At 36.4% G+C, this 1,598-nt stretch carries 3 protein-coding genes; 1 reads left to right on the top strand and 2 read right to left on the bottom strand.

Translation table 11 applies throughout. The features are described 5' to 3' along the window. Both H5202_RS22165 and H5202_RS22160 read right to left on the bottom strand, forming a co-directional pair. A partial coding sequence (locus H5202_RS22165; protein WP_182773936.1) for a DEAD/DEAH box helicase occupies positions 1-461 on the bottom strand: 461 nt, incomplete at its 3' end. Next, positions 455-982 (bottom strand): hypothetical protein, encoded by a 528-nt coding sequence (locus H5202_RS22160; RefSeq protein WP_182773935.1) that lies wholly within the window; start codon positions 980-982, stop codon positions 455-457. The genes H5202_RS22165 and H5202_RS22160, both read right to left, overlap by 7 nt. A gap of 74 nt (positions 983-1,056) precedes the next feature. On the opposite strand from H5202_RS22160, the gene H5202_RS22155 reads away from it, so the two are divergent. Next, on the top strand, positions 1,057-1,395 hold the full coding sequence (locus H5202_RS22155; RefSeq protein WP_182773934.1) for a helix-turn-helix domain-containing protein: 339 nt from the start codon (positions 1,057-1,059) through the stop codon (positions 1,393-1,395). Positions 1,396-1,598 lie beyond the last annotated feature (203 nt).

Genomic DNA, 1,598 nt, shown 5'->3' with positions numbered 1-1,598 from the left:
CGCCAGGGCGTTCCGGTTAAGGACAATGTATAAGTCGCTAAGTTTTGGATTGTTGCTAGTAGCTGCATTCCCCAAACATTTGAGGCTGAATCACCATCTCCAGCGCAATGATGTATTTCATCAAAAATAACTAAAACTCTGCTGTTACTTAAATCACTAATCAACTCGGTTGTATTGATTAAAGAGTGGTAAGTTCTCGACATCCCTAAGGCACCTAAGCGGCCATTAAACTTTCGGCTCAATACATGTTCAAAAGTGTGCTCTATGCTTTGGCAAACGATACGAGATGGTGAAAAACAGACGACATAATCTACTTTATTTTTGCCGATGAGTGATTTAGCAATATGGGCAGCGGTTATGGTTTTGCCTGCACCGGGACAAGCAAGCATGAGATACGTCGCTTGTTGGGTATAGGTTTCAGTCGCATGTTTGATGCAGCGTTCCTGCCAATCTCTCAACATGTCATGTTGTCCTCTGTTTTTGTTGCCTTAATAATTTTGCTGATAGCACTAAGGCGACCATATAGGTCTGAAGCACGATCTCTGGATTTATTTAACAATAAAAAAATGGTTTTGTTTTGTTGAGGAAATTGTTTTAAGTAGTCTTGATAAGCTTGGATTTCACCCAATACCATCTTCAATTCAGTACTGATTTTAGTTTCTTCATTAATTAATTCATTTGAGGATTCTCCTTCTACGACAAGATTTGGTGATGTTTTATCATTTTCATCTGAGTGTAAAATTTCGAGAAGTTCAGGGGACATTTGATAGATTCGTTCATTATTTGCGCTTGTCGCGACGATTAATTTTTTTGTCTTTAAAGCATGAATATTTCTCGCAACCAAGCGCTGTGCTTGGATCTTCGATAACTTTAATAGATCCTCTGCTGATTCAATAAGTTGTTTACGACTAACTGAATTTCCTTCAGTTTGTATTAATAGTTTTTTGAACTTTTGGTTCAAAGAAATAGTTTTGTTGCTCATGTATCGATCTCAAGAAATAAAAAACTTAGGATTGCTAAGTATACAGAAATAAGTAAAACTTAGACAATCTAAGCATGAGAGATTTTGATGATGAATATAAATTGCATAACAGTCCTATACCAGAGCGCCTTAAACTGGCTCGAAAGAAAGTGGGTATTTCGCAGAAAGAATTGGGCGTAAGAATTGGTATGGATGAAAATTCAGCCAGTGGCAGAATGAACCACTATGAAAAGGGTAGGCATGTACCCGATATTCAAACGCTCAAAAAAATGGCTAATGAATTGAAAGTGCCTCTAAACTACTTTTTTTGCGAGGATGACCAAAGTGCAGAGTTAGCTGTACTTGTTGCTTTGTTAAGTGATGAAGAGAAAAAATCGCTAATAGCATCGCTTAACGGTAGTAACATTGAATAGCTATTATTGTATAACAATATCATTTATGGGAGCAGGTATGGTTATTCAATGTCTAGCTGTGCATGATGATTAATTACTTGTCAGTATTGAAGATAAATGTTTTAAATTATTTTGATATTGTAACATAATCAAGATTTTGAAACAGGGTCGATAATAAATGTGACTTTCTGCGGTTTATCTTGAAGGGAGCGAATGAAAACAGG

Origin of the sequence: Shewanella sp. SG41-4, assembly GCF_014164505.1 — a bacterium.
GTDB lineage: Bacteria > Pseudomonadota > Gammaproteobacteria > Enterobacterales > Shewanellaceae > Shewanella.
This window is presented reverse-complemented; position numbering and strand designations above follow the sequence as displayed.

What these genes read in the sequence shown, in the direction of transcription:
- H5202_RS22155 (WP_182773934.1), top strand. Translation starts at nt 1,057, where the DNA reads ATGAGAGATTTTGATGATGAATATAAATTGCATAACAGTCCTATACCA.
- H5202_RS22160 (WP_182773935.1), bottom strand. Translation starts at nt 982, where the DNA reads ATGAGCAACAAAACTATTTCTTTGAACCAAAAGTTCAAAAAACTATTA.